We start from the raw sequence: 18571 nt of genomic DNA, 5'->3' as shown, positions 1-18571 counted from the left end.
TGCCCAGCCGCTCGGCGGGCCGGTTCCATCCAACAGAGCGGATACAGTGGAGGAGTGGGTCATGCAGAACCCTGTCAACATTTCGGGCCTGTCCCGGAGGAAGTTTCTGAAAGTCAGCGGGGCAGGCGTCGTCATGGCCAGCACCATCGGTAGCGGGCTCTGGCTGCCCGGCGCCGCATCCGCCGAACCCTATTCGGGTAAACATACGTGGATTTCGCCCCGCGGCACGATCGAGGTCATGGACGACTACGCCATCTGGGTCGCGCAGGCGATGGGCTACTTCGGCGACCTGGGCGTGGAGTTGGAGCTGCAACCGGGGCCCCCGGGCGGCACCGCGGTGGTGCAGTTCGTCTCGGTCGGGCAGGCGGACATGGGCTTCCCAGCGCCCGGTATTCTTGGCAATTCGATCGAGAACGACATGGGCCTCGTGTCCATCTTCGGCACCGGCTACCTTGACCTTTTCAACATCGCCTTCCGCAAGGGCGAAGGTATGACCGATTTGCGCGGTCTTGAAGGCAAGACCGTCCTGCTCGGTTCGGCCGCGTGGCAATCCATCGCCGATCCGATGCTGAAGGCGGTCGGCGTCGACGTGACCAAGGTGCGCTATATCGAGGCCGGTTTCCCGAACTGGACGGCCGCCCTAGCCGCGGGCGAAGGCGACGCCTGCCTTGCCTGGGAAGGCCTGCGGGCGCTTCTGGAAAAGAATGGCCAGTCCTTCGACTACTGGATGGGCATGCGCGGCTCGCCGCTGCCGTCCAACAGCCAGGTGGTGCGCCGCGCCGATGTCGAAGACCCTGACCGCCGCGCTTTCCTGCAGGCCTATGTGAAGGGCATGGCGATGGGGCACGAATTCGCGGAACACAACCCGCGTGCGGCCGCCGATATCGTCTTCAAGGCGCTTCCGGCGACCCGCGAAGGCTTTGGCGCACGCGCCGGAACCGAAAGCCTCATGCAGATCCACCGCACCTTCAAGGGCGACCTGTCGCAGCGCGCCGGCTGGGGCGAACATGACATCGCGGGCTTCCAGCGGTTCTTCGACGTGCAGCGGGAAATTGGCCTCCTGTCGACCGAGATCAACGCCGCCGACTACGTGCTCAATGACTTCATCGCGGAAGGAAATGCCTTCGATCGCGATCAGGTCAGGGCCGATGCCTATGCCTATGCTTTGCCGGACGACCTTGCCGCCGTCGACATGGCTGAGCTGGAGGCGAATTTCTACAGCAGCGCCATCAACTGAACCCAGTGGGGGCCGGGTTCGCACCCGGCCCTCCGATCCAATCAACAGGCCTCCCGGGCGCCCTCGCCGGGCCCATACCTGAAAACTTGCGCTCGCCGGGTGCCCACCTCCAGGGGCGCTCGGCGGGACGTCAGCAAAACGCGTTAGGAGAGCGAAGCGGAATGGCTCAATTCATCAATCGCAAGCAGGATATCGTTCAGGATGCCATCAACGGGCTCGTCGCGGCCTCGAATGGCAGGCTGGTCCGTCTGGACGGGTACCCCTTTGTTCGTGTCGTGCTCCGGTCGGACTGGGACAGGCGAAAGGTCGCGATCGTGTCTGGCGGCGGATCGGGTCACGAACCGGCACACGCCGGGTTCGTGGGCAAGGGCATGTTGACAGCCGCGGTCTGCGGCGATGTCTTCGCCTCTCCCTCTGTCGATGCGATCCTCGCGGGTATCGTGGCCGTGACCGGCCCGGCGGGTTGTCTGTTGATCGTAAAAAGCTACACGGGTGACCGGCTGAATTTTGGGCTTGCCGCCGCCCGGGCCCGCGAAATGGGTCTGCGCGTCAGCATGGTTGTCGTGGGTGACGATTTCGCGTTGCCGGACATCTCAAGTCCGCGCGGCATCGCTGGAACGTTGTTCGTTCACAAGATTGCGGGCGCAGTGGCCGAAGCCGACGGCGACCTGGCCGAGGCCACACAGGCTGCGGAATGCGCCTCGGCCCAGGCAATTAGCATCGGCATGGCTCTCAGCAGCTGCACTGTGCCGGGCGCCCGGCGGGATAATCGAATCGCAGACGGAGACATCGAACTGGGCCTCGGGATCCATGGCGAACCGGGGGCGGAACAGATCCCGTTCCTGGATGCCCGCAAGGCCATGGCCGATGTGCTGGCCAAAATGGAACCACGCCTGGGGGCCGGCACCTATGTCGCTCTGGTCAACAATCTGGGCGGAACGACGACCCTTGAGATGTTGATCCTCCTCGATGCACTGCGCACCTCGGCGATCGGATCGAAAATCACCCAGGTGATCGGCCCGGCCGCGATGATGACCGCGCTCGACATGCACGGGTTTTCGATCTCGCTCTATCCGCTTTCCACCGAGGATACGCCGCACCTTGAGGCACCGACCGAAGCGCCTGGCTGGATGTCCATGAAGACACTCGGGGCGCCCGGCGTCGTCGCTCTTCCCGATCTTGCGAAAGCCCCGACCGGCCCGGCCTCCTGGCATGCCGGCAATGCCCGGATGCTCAAGACCTGTTGCAGAGCCCTGATCGAGGCCGAAGAAGACCTGAACTATCTGGATGCCAGGACCGGTGATGGCGACACCGGCACCACCGTCGCTATCGCCGCGCGGGCCCTGCTCGAGCGGCTTCAGCATTTGCCTCTGTCCGATCTGACCCAGCTTTTCCGGGCGATCAGTCAGGAGCTGACGCAAACCATGGGCGGATCGTCGGGTATATTGCTGGCAATTCTCTTTTCAGCTGCAGCCGAGGCCTGTGCAGAAGGCCTACCCGTGACGGAGGCCCTGAGGTGGGGGCTGCACAGCCTTCAGGACATCGGCGGGGCCAAGCCGGGAGACCGGACAATGATCGACGCTTTTGCGCCCGCGCTCGAACGCCTCGAAGATGGCCTCGTCGCCGCTGCCGAAGCGGCGCGTTCCGGCGCCGAAAGCACGTCATTCCTGACCGTCGCAGGTGCCGGGCGTTCCAGTTACGTCCGCAGCGATCAATTGCGCGGCAACAATGACCCAGGCGCCGAAGCCGTCGCACGGCTGTTCGAAGCCCTCTCAGCTTCGGAGCATTCAGTTTTTTAACATAAACTTCACTATCGGATCTTGACGCCTGTAGCGGGGTTTCCCGCCTACAACGCCTGCCAAGCGAACCTACCTGGGAATTTGCCCTGCCAACACCGCTCGTCCGTGCACCGCCAAGGTTGCTGAAAACCTCTGACACCCAAACTTGCGGATCACATCGAGCACCCGCGCTTCGTAGGCAGCGTGTCCGATCAAGCGACACAAGTCGGACGCGTGGAACTGGCGGTTCGCAGTTGGCGCGGCTTGCATCTGTCTCAGCAATTCGCGCTCTTTGGAGCCGGTTATTGATCTCGCGGGCGGCTTGGCCGCGGGACGAGGCGGAGTCCCCGACGAATTCCGCCATCGGCGCATGAAGCCAAGCAGGAAGCCAGCCGGCACCCTGCCGTTGCCTCGGGACCGATTGAAGGCGAGGAAGCGATCCCAGATGACCTGGGCGTCGACGTTCCAGCAGGGGAGCGTGGCCTTCGCTGCCTTGATGAGCTCCGCCCAACTGGTCTGAAAAACGTTCGAACTCTCGGTGATTTCGATCTGCCCTGAGAAGATAGTTTTGCTATTATTATCTCTAGATAGTGATGTGTCGCTTTCACCTGACGCGAGATCATGGGTTTCACTCTCCTCGTCGAAGGCTGAAAACCGAAAGATCCAGGGCGCGAATTTGCCATTCGGCTTTGCCCGCTCGAGCTGCAACGCCGACGTGTCAAGTTCGCTCAGAAGGACCGCAAGATACTGCCGTGAGACACCCATCTTCTCCGCAAGGGCCGAGAGGGTGAAGGCTGCCGTTCCGCGCGACAAACCGTTGTAGCCATCCTTCCAGGCGATGGCATCGAGGATAAGGGTGGCCAGCTTGTGCGCTGCAACAGAGAGATTTGTTTGCGTGATCCGTCGCAGGATCAGGCCGGTCGTAGGTTCCATGGTCGAGGTCTCCTTGGAGATCCGACGTCATGTCGTGAGACAACAACATTCTTGCCAGCAAAACAACTTTTCTGGCTGCAGGTGTTTTGGCGGTGCACTAGGAAACTCTTGTTCACGGAGTTTTCTAGCACGGCGTCAGGCTTCACGGTCTGGCGTCGTCTCCTTTTTGCGGGCTTTGCACAGCCTTTCGTGCGGGGTTGTGAGGACGCGCGCGGCGGAACCGCGCGCAGATTTTGTCAGTAGCGAACTTCTTCAGAACCATAGGTCCCGGCGTGATCACGCCAGTCGACGAAGACGGAGCGGTAGAAGTAGCTGCCGCATCCATTCGGGATGCTCAGGCCAGATGCGGCCGGCACTTGGCCCACGTTGGATCTTGTCCATCGGTAATCGCCTTGCACGCCGTAGGACCCCAATCGCGTCGAGTCGCTGCGATTGCAGTCGCCGTCTCGGTTTTCGTGCTGGCGGTACTGAATGTGATAGACGCGAATGCTGCGCACGAAATCGAAGGCGTCGCCCGAGATATCGATGTCGGCGCCATCCGTGGATTGAACCTTGATCACCTGTCCGTCGCCGGGGAAGGACTGCTGGGACAGGGTGGCTTGGAATGCGGCGTCGAACAGGCGCTCGGCCGGTCCGGGGCTTTCCACAGGAGAAAACGACACCCCCATAGGGCAGCGCCATATCTGGAGCGGCGGCTCGATGGGCCAGGGGGTAATCCGGCGGATGAAGACGGCTCGAGCATGCGCACAAGGTGCCGATGCTGGCCAGCCACCAGCAAGACAAAGCAGGATGGCGCAATCCACTTGGTAGGCACTTGTGGGCGTCGCAAGAGGAACTTGGCCCGAAAGTGCCAATGTCGCGGCCATCGCCAGCCGCACGATATGGTGTCTCATGTATCGACTCCCCACAAAACCATTCGCACGAATACAATGCAACACGATTGAAAGCAATCTGATTTCTTTGATTGGGATATCCGGCTCGAAGGCCCAGGATCTATGGTTTGGATGCGGCAATTGCTCGGAGAAGCCAGTCAGCGAGACTCAATCACTTGCCGTATGTCTACTTATGCATACATAAAGGTCGCAATAAGACCGAGGATAGAAGCATTGCCTGCGTCATACCTACCTCCCCCCGCAGCCAAGCGAGCGATCCGCAAGCTCGGGTCCGATATCCGTGACGCACGTTTGCGCCGCGGCTTGCCGGCGTCTGTTGTCGCCGAGCGGGCGGGTATTGCGCGCTCAACCTACCACAAGATCGAAAAAGGTGATGCTGGCGTGTCCATCGGCATCTATGCGGCTGTGCTGCAAGCATTGAACCTGATGGATGGATTTGCAGATCTCGCTGATGCCAGGAACGATCCCCAAGGTGCACATGCAGCTCTTGAGCGCTTGCCGAAACGCGCGGTTCTTGCGCGCAAGAAGCCTGGCTCCAAGGAGAGCAGCTAGGCCATGGCAGAACGGGTCGTCGAAATCGACATTGAGCTCGATGGAGAGATGGTGCCTGTCGGCACCATGCGTTGTGTGCCATCCCGGGCGCGCGAAACCGTCGTTTTCGAATACTCGGACGACTGGCTGAACCGGCCAGAGCGGTTTGCTATTGATCAGGGCGTGCCTCTCTCGCCCGGGCCGTTTGTGCCTTCAGGCAACGGAGAGATGTTTCCGGCCCTTGGCGACAGTGCCCCAGACAACTGGGGTCGTGCCTTGATGCGGCGTCGGGAACGGCGCCGCGCTGCGCGGGAGGAACGTCCGGTTCGAACCCTGTTCGAGACGGATTATCTTATGGGTGTCTCCGATGTCAGCCGTATCGGAGCCTTACGGCTGCGATGGCGTGGCGATGCCAGCTGTGCAGCACCCATCCAAGATGGCGTTCCAGGGTACATCGCGCTCCAGCGTCTTCTCGACGCAGTCGGGCGTTTCGAAGCTGGCGAGGAACGAGACGAGGACCTCGATCTCATTTTTGCGCCCGGGGCATCGCTTGGCGGTGCACGCCCAAAATGCTCGGTCTATGATGTGCAGGGCAAGCTCTCGATCGCCAAGTTTCCCAAGGCTGACGACGATTACAGCAAGGAACGCTGGGAGGAAGTCGCCGCGCGATTGGCAGATCGGGCCGGCCTGAACATGGCTGACCACTCTCTGGCAAAAATCGGCGATCGGCCGGTCTACCTGAGCGCCCGGTTTGACCGAAGCGCCGCAGGCGAACGCATCCCGTATATGTCAGCCATGACCATGACCCAGAACCGGGATGGCGTATCTGGCAGCTATCTCGAGATCGTAGACGCGATCACCAGGACTGGCAGCCAGGCTGCCAGGGATCGTGAAGAACTCTATCGCCGCCTTGTCTTCACTGTTCTGGTTTCGAATACGGACGACCATCTGCGCAATCACGGGTTTCTATGGGATGGGCCAGCTGGATGGCGGCTGTCGCCGGCGTTCGACATCAACCCGACGTCCCAGTTGGAAAAACCGCGTGTCCTGCAGACACGGATCGATTTCGACGACGGGACCTGTGACATTGACCTGGTGTTGGCCGTGGCACCTGAATTCGGCCTCCGCACCCAATTCGCCCGGGGAATCGTCACTGAAGTCGCAAGAGCGACAGCGACGTGGCGCGAAGTTGCGCATCAGGTCGGGGCTCTGGCACGCGAGCTCGACTATCTGGAAAGTGCTTTCGAGCACGACGATCTGGAGAAGGCTTTGACGCTTTAATGTCCGCTTATGCGGACATTAAAGTTATATAGTGTCTGCTTTCAAAGTCTCCAACATGGAGACGATGAAGAGTCATTCCAATATCTCGACCAGCCTTCCATAGTCTTCACTGACCTCGCGCGCCTCCTGAAACGCGCGGGCGCGCTCGGCATCAAGACAGCGGAAGTATTCCTGAATGTCGGCGATGTAGCCCTCGAAATCAGAACGGAGCAGATCGGCATATTCTCGAATGTCTTCGGGCCGCTCAGGCAGGAAGGGCCGTTCCGGCGCGGTACATGCATTGGCGATTTGGCCAATCGACGCGAGAGGCACAACAAGACCAAGCAAACCGTATCGAAATGCACAAAACATGCGCAGGGCAAAACTCCTTTGCCACTTCAAATTTATGGTTTCGTGCGGTAGCTACCTATTGCAGCCAAAGACGGTTCGTCAACTCAAATAAATCGTCTTGCAGTCAATTATGTTGTCTTGTATCGCCCGTGTGAAAATGTCCCCGCGGACCGATACTCATGATGAGGAGGGCCCAGGGGAGGTCATGATAGAAGAAGCACCGAATGTGGTCACCGAAGACGGACTGCGCGGCTTACTCGCCGAGGGCTACCTCATTGAGGTGGTCTGCAAGGAGAGAGCGGAGAAGCGCCACAACAGCTGGTACGGCTCGTGGGTCATCCGCGCCGTCGCCACTGATGGGCGTGACGATAAAATGCTCGTCACCAGCCGAAGCGTCCTCAAACTCCGCGACTTCAAAACCATCGTTGGTCTTGTCAGTTTCCTGGCCGACATGGGCTGTACGACCGCTAGCATCCCACTTGAAGAAGGTGGCCGCGAGCGCCACGCAGCGCCTCCGGTCAAAGGCAGCTGACCGCGCAACTGCGCTCGTCGTTGCTTTGGGTACAGGCGTTTGTTCCGCGCCCCCGGCCCTGGCCGACGGTTTCATCTTCCAGGTCCGCCCCGACGGCCAATTGATTTCCTCGTCTCAAGAGGCAAACGGGCGTCTTTTTCTCTTTGCAGAACCTCGCGTTCCTGACGCAACGAGCGAGATAGCGATCCCGGCTCGATCTGCCGCCCGCGCCACCCCAGAAATCCTCCAAGCCATCGAGACCACGGCTCTACGCTATGCCGGGCATGGTGCGCTGCGTCGCGCAGGGCTTTCAGTCACTGATTGGGCGCTCCTTTACCGGGCCAATATCGAAGTCGAGAGCGCATACAATCCGGCTGCACGTAGCCCTGTCGGTGCCATAGGCCTGGGGCAGCTTATGCCAGACACCGCCCGCGATCTCGGCGTGGACCCACATGACATTGTGCAGAACCTCGACGGATCAGCCCGCTACCTGCTGATGATGCTCGACCAGTTCGGCGAGGGCTCTCTGGCCCTTGCTGCCTACAACGCTGGTCCGGAGGCGGTCACGCGCCACGGCGGCATTCCCCCTTTTCGCGAAACCCAAGGGCATGTGGCCCGTGTGACTGCCGTGTATGAGCGGCTCAGAGGAGATCTTTCATGACACCGAGACCTTCGACCGTTGCGCTCGGCGCGATGGCCCTTATCGTGCTGGCGGGTCCAGCGCTTGCGCAGAGCATCGACCTTTCGCCAGTGCAGACCCTGCTTCAAGGCATTGTCGATGCGATCACCGGTCCCTTGGGAATCGTGATCGGAACGCTTGCGCTGATCGGCGTGTTCCTTTCCTGGCTCTTCGGCATCCTCGATTTCCTTCAGGCGCTCTGGGTCGTGGTTGCAATCGCGGGCATCGCCGCAGCACCCACCATCGTCGCCGCCATCTGGACCACCTGAGCTCCATCCATGGCTGACCAGTCCCGCGTGTTCATCGGTCTTCTCAGGCCACCCAAGCTGATGGGCTTGCCGATCATGTACGCTATGGTCTGGCTCTTCGGCTCGACGCTCCTGTTCCTCTGGGTACAGAGCTGGGTGGTGGCTGTGTTCGCGGGGCTGGCCTGGCCGGCACTCTGGAAGGCCGCGGACTGGGATCCGAACTTCCTCGATGTCCTGGTGATCACCCTGCAGGAAACCCCGCCGACCACGAACCGCAAGCTCGACGGAGGCGACAGCTATGCCCCGTGATGGACTTGCCGATGACGTGGCGGAGGCGCTCGATCCGCTGACTGCGCTACCCTCATGGGTCAAGGGCGAGAAGCGGCTCTCAATGATGCTGCCTTATGTGAGCCTCGTAAACGACCGAACGATCCGGACACGCGGCAACGAGCTGATGCAATGCATCAGGCTGGAAGGGGTCAACAGCACCACCAGCGAGGACGGGCATCTCGACCGGATCGGCGGGCTCCTGGCAGGCATCGTCGCGCAGGTGGGGACCGAGTTCTCCTTCTACCTGCACAAGGTGTCGAAAGCGGTCGATGTGACCCTGCCGCCCATCCCCGGCGAAGGGTTCGCAGCGGCCATCGACCAGCGCTGGCGCGCGCATCTCGGTCAATCTGGCCTGCGCGACAAGACCCTGACCCTGACGGTGCTGAAGCGTCCCGAGGCGAGCAGCCGTCTGCCCTTCGGTCTCGGGGCGTCTCGCGCGCGACATGCAGCGGACACGACCCGCCGCTTGCGTAAGCTCGACGAGGTCGTCGGGTTCCTCCTGTCGTCCTTCGATGAGCTGAAGCCCCGCCTGCTGGCCGCAAGCACCGGCGAGCTTCTGGGCTTCCTCGGGTCGCTCAACACAGGCGAAGAGCATCCGCTCTTCCCCCGGTCGCGCCTCGGCGTAATCGCCGAAGATGTTGCCAATACCCGCGTCACCTTCCGCGGCACGACCATCGCGCTCTCGGACGGCGCCGTGGGCGACAAGCTCGGGGCGATCTTTGCGGTGAAGAACTACCCCGCCAAGACCGATGGCCTGATGCTCGACGAGTTGAATCTGCCCGTCGACATGGTGGTCACCCACTCCTTTGTGCCGATCAACGCCAACATCATGGCGGGCCGGATCAAGCGGCAGCTGCGGCTTATGCAGGCCGCTAATGACGGAGCCGTCAGCCTCGCGCAGGAACTGGAACTCGCGCAGGACGATCTGGAATCCAAACGCCTGATCTTCGGCGACCACCACATGACCGTGGCGGTCTATGCCCGCACCCAGACGGCGCTTGACGATATCGCGGCCGAGATCCGCAACATCTCCGCCACCTCCGGCATCAACCTGATCTCGGAAGCCTTCGGGGCGAGGGCGCATTTCATGGCGCAGCATCCAGGGAACACAGGGGCGCGAAGCCGCAAGGCCGCGATCACGAACCACAACTTCGCCGATCTCGCCACCTTCCACCGCACGCCCCTTGGCAAGACAGGTCGAGAAGTCCCTTGGGGCGTGCCGATCACGCTTTTCCCGACGCCCGAGCGCAGCGGTTTTCGCTTCAACTTCCACGAACAGGGCGCACCGGACCGCGAACCCACGGGAGGCCACACGCTGATCCTCGGCCGTCCCGGCTCGGGCAAATCCGTGCTGGCGGCTTTCCTGATGACCATGGCCCGGCGCGCTGGCGCGCGGGTCGTCGTCTTCGACTATCGCGCCGGCATGGAAATGGCCGTCCGCGCGCTAGGGGGCAGCTATTCGACGGTGCGTGCCGGACGGCCCACGGGGCTCAATCCGCTCCAGACCGAGATCGACATGCGGGGCCAGGCATGGCTTGCTGATTGGCTCGCGAGCCTCTTGGAGCGGCGCGATCGACCGCTGACCCCGGTTCAAACCAACCGATTGCAGGAGGTCGTGCGTCAGAACGCGAGCGCAGGACATGCAGGGCTCAGGAACTGGTCGGATTTCGCCTCGCTGCTGGTCTCGACCGATGACGAGGGCGATCTCTTCGAGCGTATGCAGGAATGGACGGCCGAGGGTCGCTACGGCTGGATCTTCGGGGCCAATGCCGAGGACAGCTTCAGCATCGACGGCGACGTCGCGGGCTTTGACCTCACCGGCATTCTCGATTCCGAGAGTGAGCGGGAACGTATGGCGGTCCTGTCGTACCTCTTCCGCCGGGTCGAGCGGGTGATCGAGGACCGCAAGCCCACCATCATCGTCATCGACGAAGCATGGAAAGCCCTCGACAACGCCTACTTCGCAGAGCGCCTCTCAAACTGGCTGGTGACCGCCCGCAAGCAGAACGCCGTCGTCGTGATGATGACGCAATATGCCAGCCAGCTTGAGCGCACGCGGACCGGCAAGACCATTGTGGAAGCCGTGCCAACGCAAGTGCTTCTGCCCAACATCCGCGCCTCGGCCGCTGACTACGCGATGCTCGGCCTGACCGAGAAAGAACTCGACGTGCTCCTGGGCGTCGGTTCCGCCTCGCGGCTCGCGCTTGTCCGCGACGACCGCGGGTCGGTCGTGATCGATGCCGATCTCAGCGCGCTCGGCCCGCTCGTGACCATCCTTGGCGGAATGGAGAAAGGCGAAGCGCTTGCGGGCGCCGATTATCGCGACCGTCCTGATTTCTGGAGAGTGACATGACCCGTACCATCATTCGCAGCGTCGTGCTGCTCGGGCTCGGCCTGACCCTGACAGCCTGTGCACAGCACACCCCCCCGCAAGCCAACTGCTTCAATTTTCGCGAGGCTCCTGCGCAGGCAGGAACCGCCACCGCCACGATCTCGACCATGGGGGCGCGCGACACGGCCTGCGATTTCGTCCTCTTGGGGGCGGGCGGCTGAACCAATGCGGACCTGGCTTCCTCTCTCGATGATCGGCTTTGCACTGGCAGCTCCCACGGCGGGGCCAGCGGTCGCCCAGGGCGTGCCGACCTTCGACCTGCGCCTCTTCGCAGAGCGGCAGACCATCCTTGAGCAGACCGATCGGGACCTGGCACTGCAGCAGGACCGGCTAAGCCGCGAGGAGGAACTGGCCGAGATCGAGCGTCAGCAACTCGCCTCCCTCGAAGGGCTGATGGATGCCATGTCCCTCGGCTCCGGCGATGTCGCAGGCACCGTGGCCGGGCTCGAGGCGGGGCAGGGGACTGTGGACGGCATCGAAAGCGCGGCCGCCAGTCTCTATGCGCCCGAGGATACCAATCCAGCGGCTGCGCGGATGTTCGGCGATGCCCGGGAGGGGATTGAGGAGCTGATCATCCGCGCAGCACGCGACACCCATAGTCTGTCCGGGGTCGGCCGCGCGGGTCTTTCACTCGTGCAATGGCGCTTTCTCTTGCAGGCGCTGATCTGGCAGGAAAGCCGTTTCCAGATCGGGGCACGCTCACCCGTGGGGGCCTTCGGACTTACCCAGATCATGCCCGGCACAGCGGGCGATCTCGGGATCTACCCAGCCTATTACGACGATCCCTATCTGCAGGTCACGGGCGGTGCGCGATACCTCGTCCACATGCTTAACATGTTCGATGGCAGCATTATCCATGCGCTCGCCGCCTATAACGCCGGTCCGGGCAACGTGCAGGATTATGGCGGTGTGCCGCCCTTCGCGGAAACCCAGCACTATGTCGTGGTGATCCCGCAGCAGTACAACAGCTACCTCGCCGCCGTGGGCGGCATCGATGCGCTCGGCACCATCGACCCTGTGCTCCTCGCCAACGCGAGTTTCAGCCTCTCGGCCCATGGCGCCGGGGTCTATGGCGATTATTCGCTGGTCTCGGTCCGTGCCGCCGCCCTGCGGGTTCAGGACATCATCACCCGCCTCGGTGAGACCGAAGATCTCCACGAGGCCATCGCACTCAACACCTATGCCCGGGCCGAACTGGCCCGGCTGGTCGCAATCCGGACCCGGATCAAGGCCGCCCGAACCGAGCCACTCAGCGCCGAGCAGATCGCCTGGGCGGCCGCCCAGGCTGCCGAGCGGCAATACATGGATTACAGTCAGGAGGATTTGCGTTGAACCTGCGCCTGCCCCGTTCCCTTTTCGCCGGTAGCATCGCTCTCGCGCTTGCCCTCAATGTCACCGGACCTGCCGCGGCACAGGGTGTGCCCACGGTGGACACCCAGAACATTGCCCAGGAAATCCGCCAGCTTCAGCAGATGCTGCAGGATTTCGGGATCCAGACCGATCTTCTGGACAATGCGTTGGAGCAACTGGACATGCTGCAAAGCCAGCTCGATCAGCTGAACGAGATGCATGCCTCGATCACCGGGCCGCGCAGCATCCTCGGGCTTGCCATGGGCGGGGACCTCGACACCTTGATTGAGGCCAACTTCGAAGACATACCCGGCCTGATCCGAGGCATCCAGGCGGGCGATTGGAGCGCTCTCATCGGGCCCAATGCCGGGCCCATGCGCACGCAGATGGAACAGGCGCTGGCAAGTGCCGGGTTTGACGAGGACTCACTCCGCGAGATTGCCACCAGCGGCAATCCCGGCGCAGAAGGTGTCGCCACCCGCGCCACAACCGGCGCCGTGATGTCGGCGGCGGCCCAGAACAGCCATGCCGAGGCCGCTCAGTCGCTCGAACGTGTTGAACAGCTCGTCGCGATGATCCCCGACATCGAGGACCTCAAGGAGTCGATGGATCACAACACCCGCGTCACGGCGGAACTGGCCATCGCGATGACCCGGATGTGGGAGCTTGAAGCGATCCAGACACTCGGCGCGGGCAACGCGGGCGTGGTGGATGCCGCCACCGTCGCCGAAGAGCGCCGCTACATGGACTTCACCCTGCCGAGCCTGCGGCCATGGCCAAGGCACCGGACATGACGGCAGGCATGAGTGCGCGGGAACTCGTTGAGGAGGAACTGATCCATGGCGCGCTGCGCCGGGAGCAGCTCTGGCGGATGATCGGCCTTGGCGGGGCTGGCTTCGGGATCTTCGGCTGCCTTGCCGCTGCGGCTGTCGTCCTGATGATCGAGACGCCCCCGCCAGTCGTTGTGCCCTATGATCCCGCGACCGGTCTCGCCCTGGCCAATGCCACGGTCGAGACGGTGCGGCTTACCGAGCGGCCTGCGATCATCGAGGCGCAGATCTATCGCTACATCCTCGACCGCGAGACCTATAACCAGCTCGACAACGATCTGCGCGTGCGCCGGGTGCTGGCGCAATCCACCGGTGCGGCCGAGGCCAGCATGCGTGCCATGTGGACCTCGGGGCAGGAGAGCTATCCGCCGACGCGATATGGCCCCGCGGCCGAGATGGCCGTCGAGATCGCCTCGATCACGCTGATCGGCGAGAACCGCGCGCAGGTGCGTCTCAGAAAGCGCCTGACCAACCCGCAAGGGGCACAGGACGGATCCTTCACCGCAACATTGATGTTCGCTTTTCAGCCCGAACGGACCCGCTTGATCGACGATGTCTGGCAGAACCCTTTCGGTTTCACCGTCACCCAATATGCCATCCGATCGGACCGTTCCGAATGACTCGGACTCCAATCTCTGCGCTTCTGGCCGCCGGCATTCTCGCGCTTGCTGGAACGACCGCCCTGGCCGAGACCACGCCCCGCCCGGGTTCTCACGACAATCGCGTGCGCGTGGCGACCTGGACCGAAGGCCAGGTTTACCGTGTCGTCACGACTCTGACCCGCGTGACCACAGTCGAATTCGGTGATGGTGAAACCATCCGCTCGATCATCGCCGGCGATACGGTCGGTTTTCAATTCGACGGTGTCCCTGGTGGCCGTGCCTTCGCCATCAAGCCGACAGCATCTGGCGTCGCCACCAACATCACCGTCTACACCAACCGCCGCTCCTACTACTTCCATGTCGTCGAAGCCCGGGAGACGCCGCATTATGTCGTGCAGTTCCGTTATCCTGAAAACCGCGTGCAACTCGCCGGGGCGGTTGCGGCCGATGCGCCGAACGCGAACTATGCGGTCAGTGCCCGAGAAGAGTTCACGCCGACGGCCATCTGGGATGATGGTACCTTCACGTATTTCCGGTTTGCACGGAATGCCCCAGTGCCGGCCATCTTCCGATATACGAACGGCAGGGAACGCGCGGTGAACAGCCACACCTCAAGTGACGGCGTCATCCGCGTGTCCGGCGTCAACCGACAATGGGTCCTTCGCCTTGGCGAAGTGGTGGTTTGCGTCCAGGACGCAGGACAGGCCACATCATGACCGAAGGTACGGAAGACCTCGCCGCGCGCCTCGCGGCTCTCGAAGGCTCGACAGGCAAAGCGAAGGCAAGCAAGCGGCCTGCGCCGCTTGCCGCGATCCTTGGGGTCGTCGGCATCGCGGCAGCAGGCGGTCTGGCATGGGCTGCCCTGCAGCCGTCAGCAGAAGCACCCATGGCAACCGCCGCGCCGGAGGAGTTCCAGAGCAGCGGCCCCGGATTCGGAGATCTGTCGCCGATTTCTGCCCCGCAGCCCAGCCAAGCCCCGCCTGCGGACACAGGTCCGAGCGAGTCGGAACTCGCGCTGATGGAAAGTCTTGCGACATTGAGAGCGGAACTCGAGGACCTGCGCGCAAGACCGGCCGAGGCCGCGGACAGCGGGGCGGAGCAAGCTATTGCGGACCTGACGGCGCAAATTGCCACCTTACAGGAAGCATCCGCCGAGGCTCAGCGTGCCCTCGAGCGGCAGCTGACAGAGCGGGATCGCGAATTGGATCAGCTCCGAATGGACTTGGAACTTGCACGGCTTGCACCAGAAGAGCCGACCTCATTGGGGCCAAGTGAAGAAGAATTGCGGCTGGCCAAACTCGAAAGGCGGCGCGCTGCAGAAGCTGAGGCCCGCGCAGAGCGTATCGCGTCCCCTATGATCGCGTTCTCCGGGATGGGCGCGGGTGCGGATGGGGAAAATGCGCTGGAAGCTGCACGTTTGAATGTAGATGAAGCCTTTGTTCGTTCGGGCGCACAACCTGTGCAGGTGACACGTGCCGAAGTGATCGCGAACCCATCGAACACGGTTGTTCAGGGCACCATGATTCAGGCTGTGACAGAGACGGCCCTCGAGAGCACACTGCCCGGCGCGATCCGCGCCATCGTCTCGGAAGACGTCCATTCTATCGATGGAGCGCGTATCCTGATCCCGCGCGGCGCGCAGCTGATCGGGCGCTACCGCTCCGATGTCGCACTTGCCCAATCGCGCGTCATGGTGGCATGGGACCGGATCATCCTGCCCGACAACCAGACCGTGGAAATCAGTGCCTTCGGCGGGGATGAGTTGGGCCGCACCGGCACAACCGGCTTTGTCGACACGCGTTTCGCGCAGCGCTTCGGCTCGGCCGCGCTGATCTCCTTGATCGGCGCCCTGCCTGCGGCTGCAGCGGGCCAAATCGACAGCGAAGCGGCGGCCGATGTTGCGAGCGATGTCGGCACGGACCTGCGCGATAGTACGCAAAGCGTGATGCAGGACTATCTGGCGATCCGGCCGGTGATACATGTCGATCAGGGTACGCGGATCACCGTCATGGTTGATCGTGACCTCGAGATTTTCTGACATGGCTGCAAGTTATCTGGAAGCGTCGCTCGACCGTTTCGGCGCCGAGGTCCTGCGCGAAGACACGATCGAGATCTGCATCAATCCCGACGGACAAGTCTGGGGCGAATTCCAGGGCGATCACTTCATGCGAGGTCTCGGCAGCCCGCTGAGCCCGACTGAGATCAAGGACCTCGGCAACCAGATCGCCTCCGCCGCCTCGACCACGCTCAGCATCAAGAAGCCCATCGTCTCGGTCTCGATCCTATATCGTGATCGCCCGATCCGCGCGCAGGTGATCCAGCCGCCGGCAGTCGAGGGCGGTTTCTCGATTTCTCTTAGGTTCTTTTCCTCCCTGCCGCTTGAGAAGATCAAACTCGGATTCCTTTTCGGCGAGGAATGCAGCCTTGAGGGTCTGCGCCGGGAACGGAACGCCGCGCTGCGGTTTTGCGTCGAGAACAAGCTCAACATGATCGTCTCCGGCGGCACCTCGACCGGCAATACGGTCGCGGCGCGCAAGATCCTTTCGCTGATCCCACCCGAAGAGCGGATCATCACCATCGAGGAGGCGGCCGAGCTGCGCCCCGAGCAGCCCAATGTTGTGACGTTGATCGCGGACCGGGACACCGATGCCCGCAGTGCCGATGTGCTCTTGGCCTCAACGCTTCGCATGCGACCTGACCGGATCGTCCTAGGCGAAGTCCGCGGGCGCGAGGCGATGACGTTTCTCGAGGCAATCAACACCGGCCACGGTGGATCGCTGACCACGCTGCATGCCGAGACCCCACAACTTGCTGTTCGCCGCCTCGCCATCGCCGCCCTGAAAACGGATGTGCCGATGAACTACGCCGACATGATCGATTACATCGAAGGCTCGATCGACGTGATCATTCAGGCAGGCCGCCATGAAGGCGCGCGCGGAATCACCGAGTTCTTCCTCCCGGGTCAAACCACAGATTTGAACCTCGACACGGTCGACGGCAGAGGCAACAAGAGCCCCTCCGTTGCCGCTGAGTAAAAAAGGAACCCCCCAGATGCGAAAACCAATTCTCGCACTCATGCTTGCCGCCTTGGCGGGCCCCCTTGTGGCGCAGACTTCGCCTCAGGTTTCAAACGATCTCACAGTCGATATGTCGCCTCAACAATACCGGATCTGCAACGATCGTCCGGCGCGACCGACTTGGATGGACGAAATCAATCCGCGGGACGCCTACAAGGCTCGAACCATGATGCGGCTCTATGAATTGCGTTCTTGGCAGGATCAAGTCATCAGGCGATTGTGGCTGTGAAATCCGCTTCCCACCATGGGATGCTGCCTCAGCGGAATATGAAGCACGTTTTGCGACAAGTACTCAGGTGGAACATACTCAAGCTCGGTTAGCCCTCAGGGACCAACAAAACCAGATCGCCCGTGAAGTGCAGGATATCTGCGAAGCGCAAGGGTCCTGGTAGTGGGTGTCGTCAGTTGGATGGTCGGAACCGCAGACGCGTTCCTTGTCGATGCGGCCGAATCCCAGTTCGGGGCTGTGGCAGGCAATGTCGGCACGATCGTCCTGCTGATGGTCACGCTTTCGCTGATCGGCGTCTGCATCAACATGGCATTCCAGTTCCGCAGCATGGATGGGGCCAGCTTCTTCTGGTACCTGATAAAGCTGATGTTGATAGGGCTCTTCGCCTTCAACTGGGCCAACTTCAACGCGGTCGCGAATGCCATCATCGGCGGGCTCGACTATGTCGCTGGAGCCCTGATTTCCTCGGTCGGCGGCGGAGGGGCGGGGGCCACATACTTCGCGGCCGAGTTCGATGATCTCATTTCAGAGTTCAGCCAATACTTGAACGCCATCGGCAGCAACCTGAACTGGATGACAGGTGCGATCTTGGGCGGCATAGGGCTCGTTCTGTTGAGCCTTCTTGGCTTCATGACCGGCATCGTGCTCATATTCGCCAAGATGATGCTGACCCTCATGCTTGGTCTCGCTCCGATCATGATCGCACTGTCGCTCTTCGATGCAACCAAGGACTTCTTCCATAGGTGGGTCTCGACGACGGTCAGCTATGCCTTCTACCCCATCGTCATCGCAGCCATGTTCTCGACCGTCGTCGGCATGGCGAATTCTCTGCTCGCCCAACTCGGTGATCCGAACTCGGCAACCAACATCGGATCGCTGGTGCCGTTCTTCGTCATGGTGTTCCTCGCCAAGGGCTTCGTCGCGGCAACGCCCCTGATCGTGCGGGGGATCTCCGGAAACCTGATGGTGGCTGCGGCACCCGCTGTGGTCTCTGGCTCGGCCGGTATCATGCGGGGGATCTTCAATACGAACGGCGTCAAGGGCAGATCACGGATCGGTGCGCTCACGACAGGCGAAGCGATCGGGCGAGGTGCGGTGCAGGCACCTGCAGTCGTACGGACCGCTGCACTGATCGCCAGCGCGCAGGTAGTCAGGATTGCGGAGCGGGCTAAACGGCTGAGAGGATAGACGTCGATGAGCTGACTTTCGCCACAGCCTTCGGCAATGCTCACAAAGCAGACCTGAGCCTATCTGCGCGGCCCGGCCGAGAAGCGGCGCGCCCGAGCCGCTCGGCAACGCGTTGAAGGCTCCTAGGCCGTGTTGACAAAAGGGATTCACAG

20 protein-coding genes are annotated in these 18571 nt (G+C 62.1%); 17 read left to right on the top strand and 3 right to left on the bottom strand.

Annotated elements, in window-relative coordinates:
- The first annotated feature begins 61 nt into the window (after positions 1-61).
- Both ABFK29_RS23155 and ABFK29_RS23150 read left to right on the top strand, forming a co-directional pair.
- Positions 62-1237 carry an ABC transporter substrate-binding protein gene (locus ABFK29_RS23155; protein WP_040604624.1) on the top strand — a complete coding sequence of 392 codons (1176 nt, stop codon included), beginning with the start codon at positions 62-64 and terminating at the stop codon, positions 1235-1237.
- A gap of 161 nt (positions 1238-1398) precedes the next feature.
- Positions 1399-3036: a dihydroxyacetone kinase subunit DhaK gene (locus tag ABFK29_RS23150; protein ID WP_005859603.1), complete on the top strand. Its 1638-nt coding sequence runs from the start codon at positions 1399-1401 to the stop codon at positions 3034-3036.
- 69 nt (positions 3037-3105) lie between these two features.
- Here the strand turns inward: ABFK29_RS23150 and ABFK29_RS23145 are convergent, their stop codons facing one another.
- Positions 3106-3948 carry a hypothetical protein gene (locus tag ABFK29_RS23145; RefSeq protein ID WP_005859605.1) on the bottom strand — a complete coding sequence of 281 codons (843 nt, stop codon included), beginning with the start codon at positions 3946-3948 and terminating at the stop codon, positions 3106-3108.
- A 236-nt stretch (positions 3949-4184) separates the two neighbouring features.
- Positions 4185-4841: a hypothetical protein gene (locus ABFK29_RS23140; RefSeq protein ID WP_198135714.1), complete on the bottom strand. Its 657-nt coding sequence runs from the start codon at positions 4839-4841 to the stop codon at positions 4185-4187.
- 213 nt (positions 4842-5054) lie between these two features.
- On the opposite strand from ABFK29_RS23140, the gene ABFK29_RS23135 reads away from it, so the two are divergent.
- Positions 5055-5393: a helix-turn-helix domain-containing protein gene (locus tag ABFK29_RS23135; RefSeq protein ID WP_005859609.1), complete on the top strand. Its 339-nt coding sequence runs from the start codon at positions 5055-5057 to the stop codon at positions 5391-5393.
- Between the two features lie 3 nt (positions 5394-5396).
- Positions 5397-6653: a type II toxin-antitoxin system HipA family toxin gene (locus ABFK29_RS23130; RefSeq protein WP_005859611.1), complete on the top strand. Its 1257-nt coding sequence runs from the start codon at positions 5397-5399 to the stop codon at positions 6651-6653.
- A 72-nt stretch (positions 6654-6725) separates the two neighbouring features.
- Here ABFK29_RS23130 and ABFK29_RS23125 read toward each other — a convergent pair whose 3' ends face one another.
- Complete coding sequence (locus ABFK29_RS23125; protein ID WP_040604625.1) at positions 6726-7004, bottom strand: hypothetical protein; 279 nt, start codon at positions 7002-7004, stop codon at positions 6726-6728.
- 184 nt (positions 7005-7188) lie between these two features.
- Here ABFK29_RS23125 and ABFK29_RS23120 point away from each other — a divergent pair, with 184 nt between their 5' ends.
- The 13 genes from ABFK29_RS23120 to ABFK29_RS23060 all read left to right on the top strand — a co-directional run bounded on the left by ABFK29_RS23120 (position 7189) and on the right by ABFK29_RS23060 (position 18419).
- Positions 7189-7515, top strand: a complete 327-nt coding sequence (locus tag ABFK29_RS23120; protein ID WP_010138156.1) for a hypothetical protein — start codon at positions 7189-7191, stop codon at positions 7513-7515.
- A complete protein-coding gene (locus ABFK29_RS23115) occupies positions 7472-8155 on the top strand; it encodes a lytic transglycosylase domain-containing protein (protein ID WP_005859617.1) in 684 nt (227 codons plus the stop codon). Before ABFK29_RS23120 ends, ABFK29_RS23115 begins: the two co-directional genes overlap by 44 nt.
- Positions 8152-8442, top strand: a complete 291-nt coding sequence (locus ABFK29_RS23110; protein ID WP_040604626.1) for a TrbC/VirB2 family protein — start codon at positions 8152-8154, stop codon at positions 8440-8442. The genes ABFK29_RS23115 and ABFK29_RS23110 overlap by 4 nt, the downstream gene beginning before the upstream one ends.
- A 9-nt stretch (positions 8443-8451) precedes the next feature.
- Positions 8452-8730: a type IV secretion system protein VirB3 gene (locus tag ABFK29_RS23105; protein ID WP_005859621.1), complete on the top strand. Its 279-nt coding sequence runs from the start codon at positions 8452-8454 to the stop codon at positions 8728-8730.
- A complete protein-coding gene (locus tag ABFK29_RS23100; RefSeq protein WP_005859622.1) occupies positions 8720-11104 on the top strand; it encodes a type IV secretion system DNA-binding domain-containing protein in 2385 nt (794 codons plus the stop codon). The genes ABFK29_RS23105 and ABFK29_RS23100 overlap by 11 nt, the downstream gene beginning before the upstream one ends.
- Entirely contained in the window at positions 11101-11304 is a 204-nt protein-coding gene (locus ABFK29_RS23095) for a hypothetical protein (RefSeq protein ID WP_005859623.1), read from the top strand. The genes ABFK29_RS23100 and ABFK29_RS23095 overlap by 4 nt, the downstream gene beginning before the upstream one ends.
- Positions 11305-11308: 4 nt before the next feature.
- Positions 11309-12475 carry a lytic transglycosylase domain-containing protein gene (locus ABFK29_RS23090; protein ID WP_005859624.1) on the top strand — a complete coding sequence of 389 codons (1167 nt, stop codon included), beginning with the start codon at positions 11309-11311 and terminating at the stop codon, positions 12473-12475.
- Complete coding sequence (locus tag ABFK29_RS23085; RefSeq protein WP_005859625.1) at positions 12472-13287, top strand: type IV secretion system protein; 816 nt, start codon at positions 12472-12474, stop codon at positions 13285-13287. The genes ABFK29_RS23090 and ABFK29_RS23085 overlap by 4 nt, the downstream gene beginning before the upstream one ends.
- Before the next feature lie 8 nt (positions 13288-13295).
- Complete coding sequence (locus ABFK29_RS23080) at positions 13296-13943, top strand: virB8 family protein (protein WP_040604627.1); 648 nt, start codon at positions 13296-13298, stop codon at positions 13941-13943.
- Positions 13940-14641: a TrbG/VirB9 family P-type conjugative transfer protein gene (locus ABFK29_RS23075; protein WP_005859629.1), complete on the top strand. Its 702-nt coding sequence runs from the start codon at positions 13940-13942 to the stop codon at positions 14639-14641. The genes ABFK29_RS23080 and ABFK29_RS23075 overlap by 4 nt, the downstream gene beginning before the upstream one ends.
- On the top strand, positions 14638-15963 hold the full coding sequence (locus ABFK29_RS23070; RefSeq protein ID WP_005859631.1) for a TrbI/VirB10 family protein: 1326 nt from the start codon (positions 14638-14640) through the stop codon (positions 15961-15963). The genes ABFK29_RS23075 and ABFK29_RS23070 overlap by 4 nt, the downstream gene beginning before the upstream one ends.
- A 1-nt stretch (position 15964) precedes the next feature.
- Positions 15965-16960: an ATPase, T2SS/T4P/T4SS family gene (locus tag ABFK29_RS23065; protein ID WP_005859633.1), complete on the top strand. Its 996-nt coding sequence runs from the start codon at positions 15965-15967 to the stop codon at positions 16958-16960.
- Between the two features lie 433 nt (positions 16961-17393).
- Positions 17394-18419: a type IV secretion system protein gene (locus tag ABFK29_RS23060; protein ID WP_040604628.1), complete on the top strand. Its 1026-nt coding sequence runs from the start codon at positions 17394-17396 to the stop codon at positions 18417-18419.
- Positions 18420-18571 lie beyond the last annotated feature (152 nt).

Origin of the sequence: Sagittula stellata E-37 (assembly GCF_039724765.1) — a bacterium.
GTDB lineage: Bacteria > Pseudomonadota > Alphaproteobacteria > Rhodobacterales > Rhodobacteraceae > Sagittula > Sagittula stellata.
This window is presented reverse-complemented; position numbering and strand designations above follow the sequence as displayed.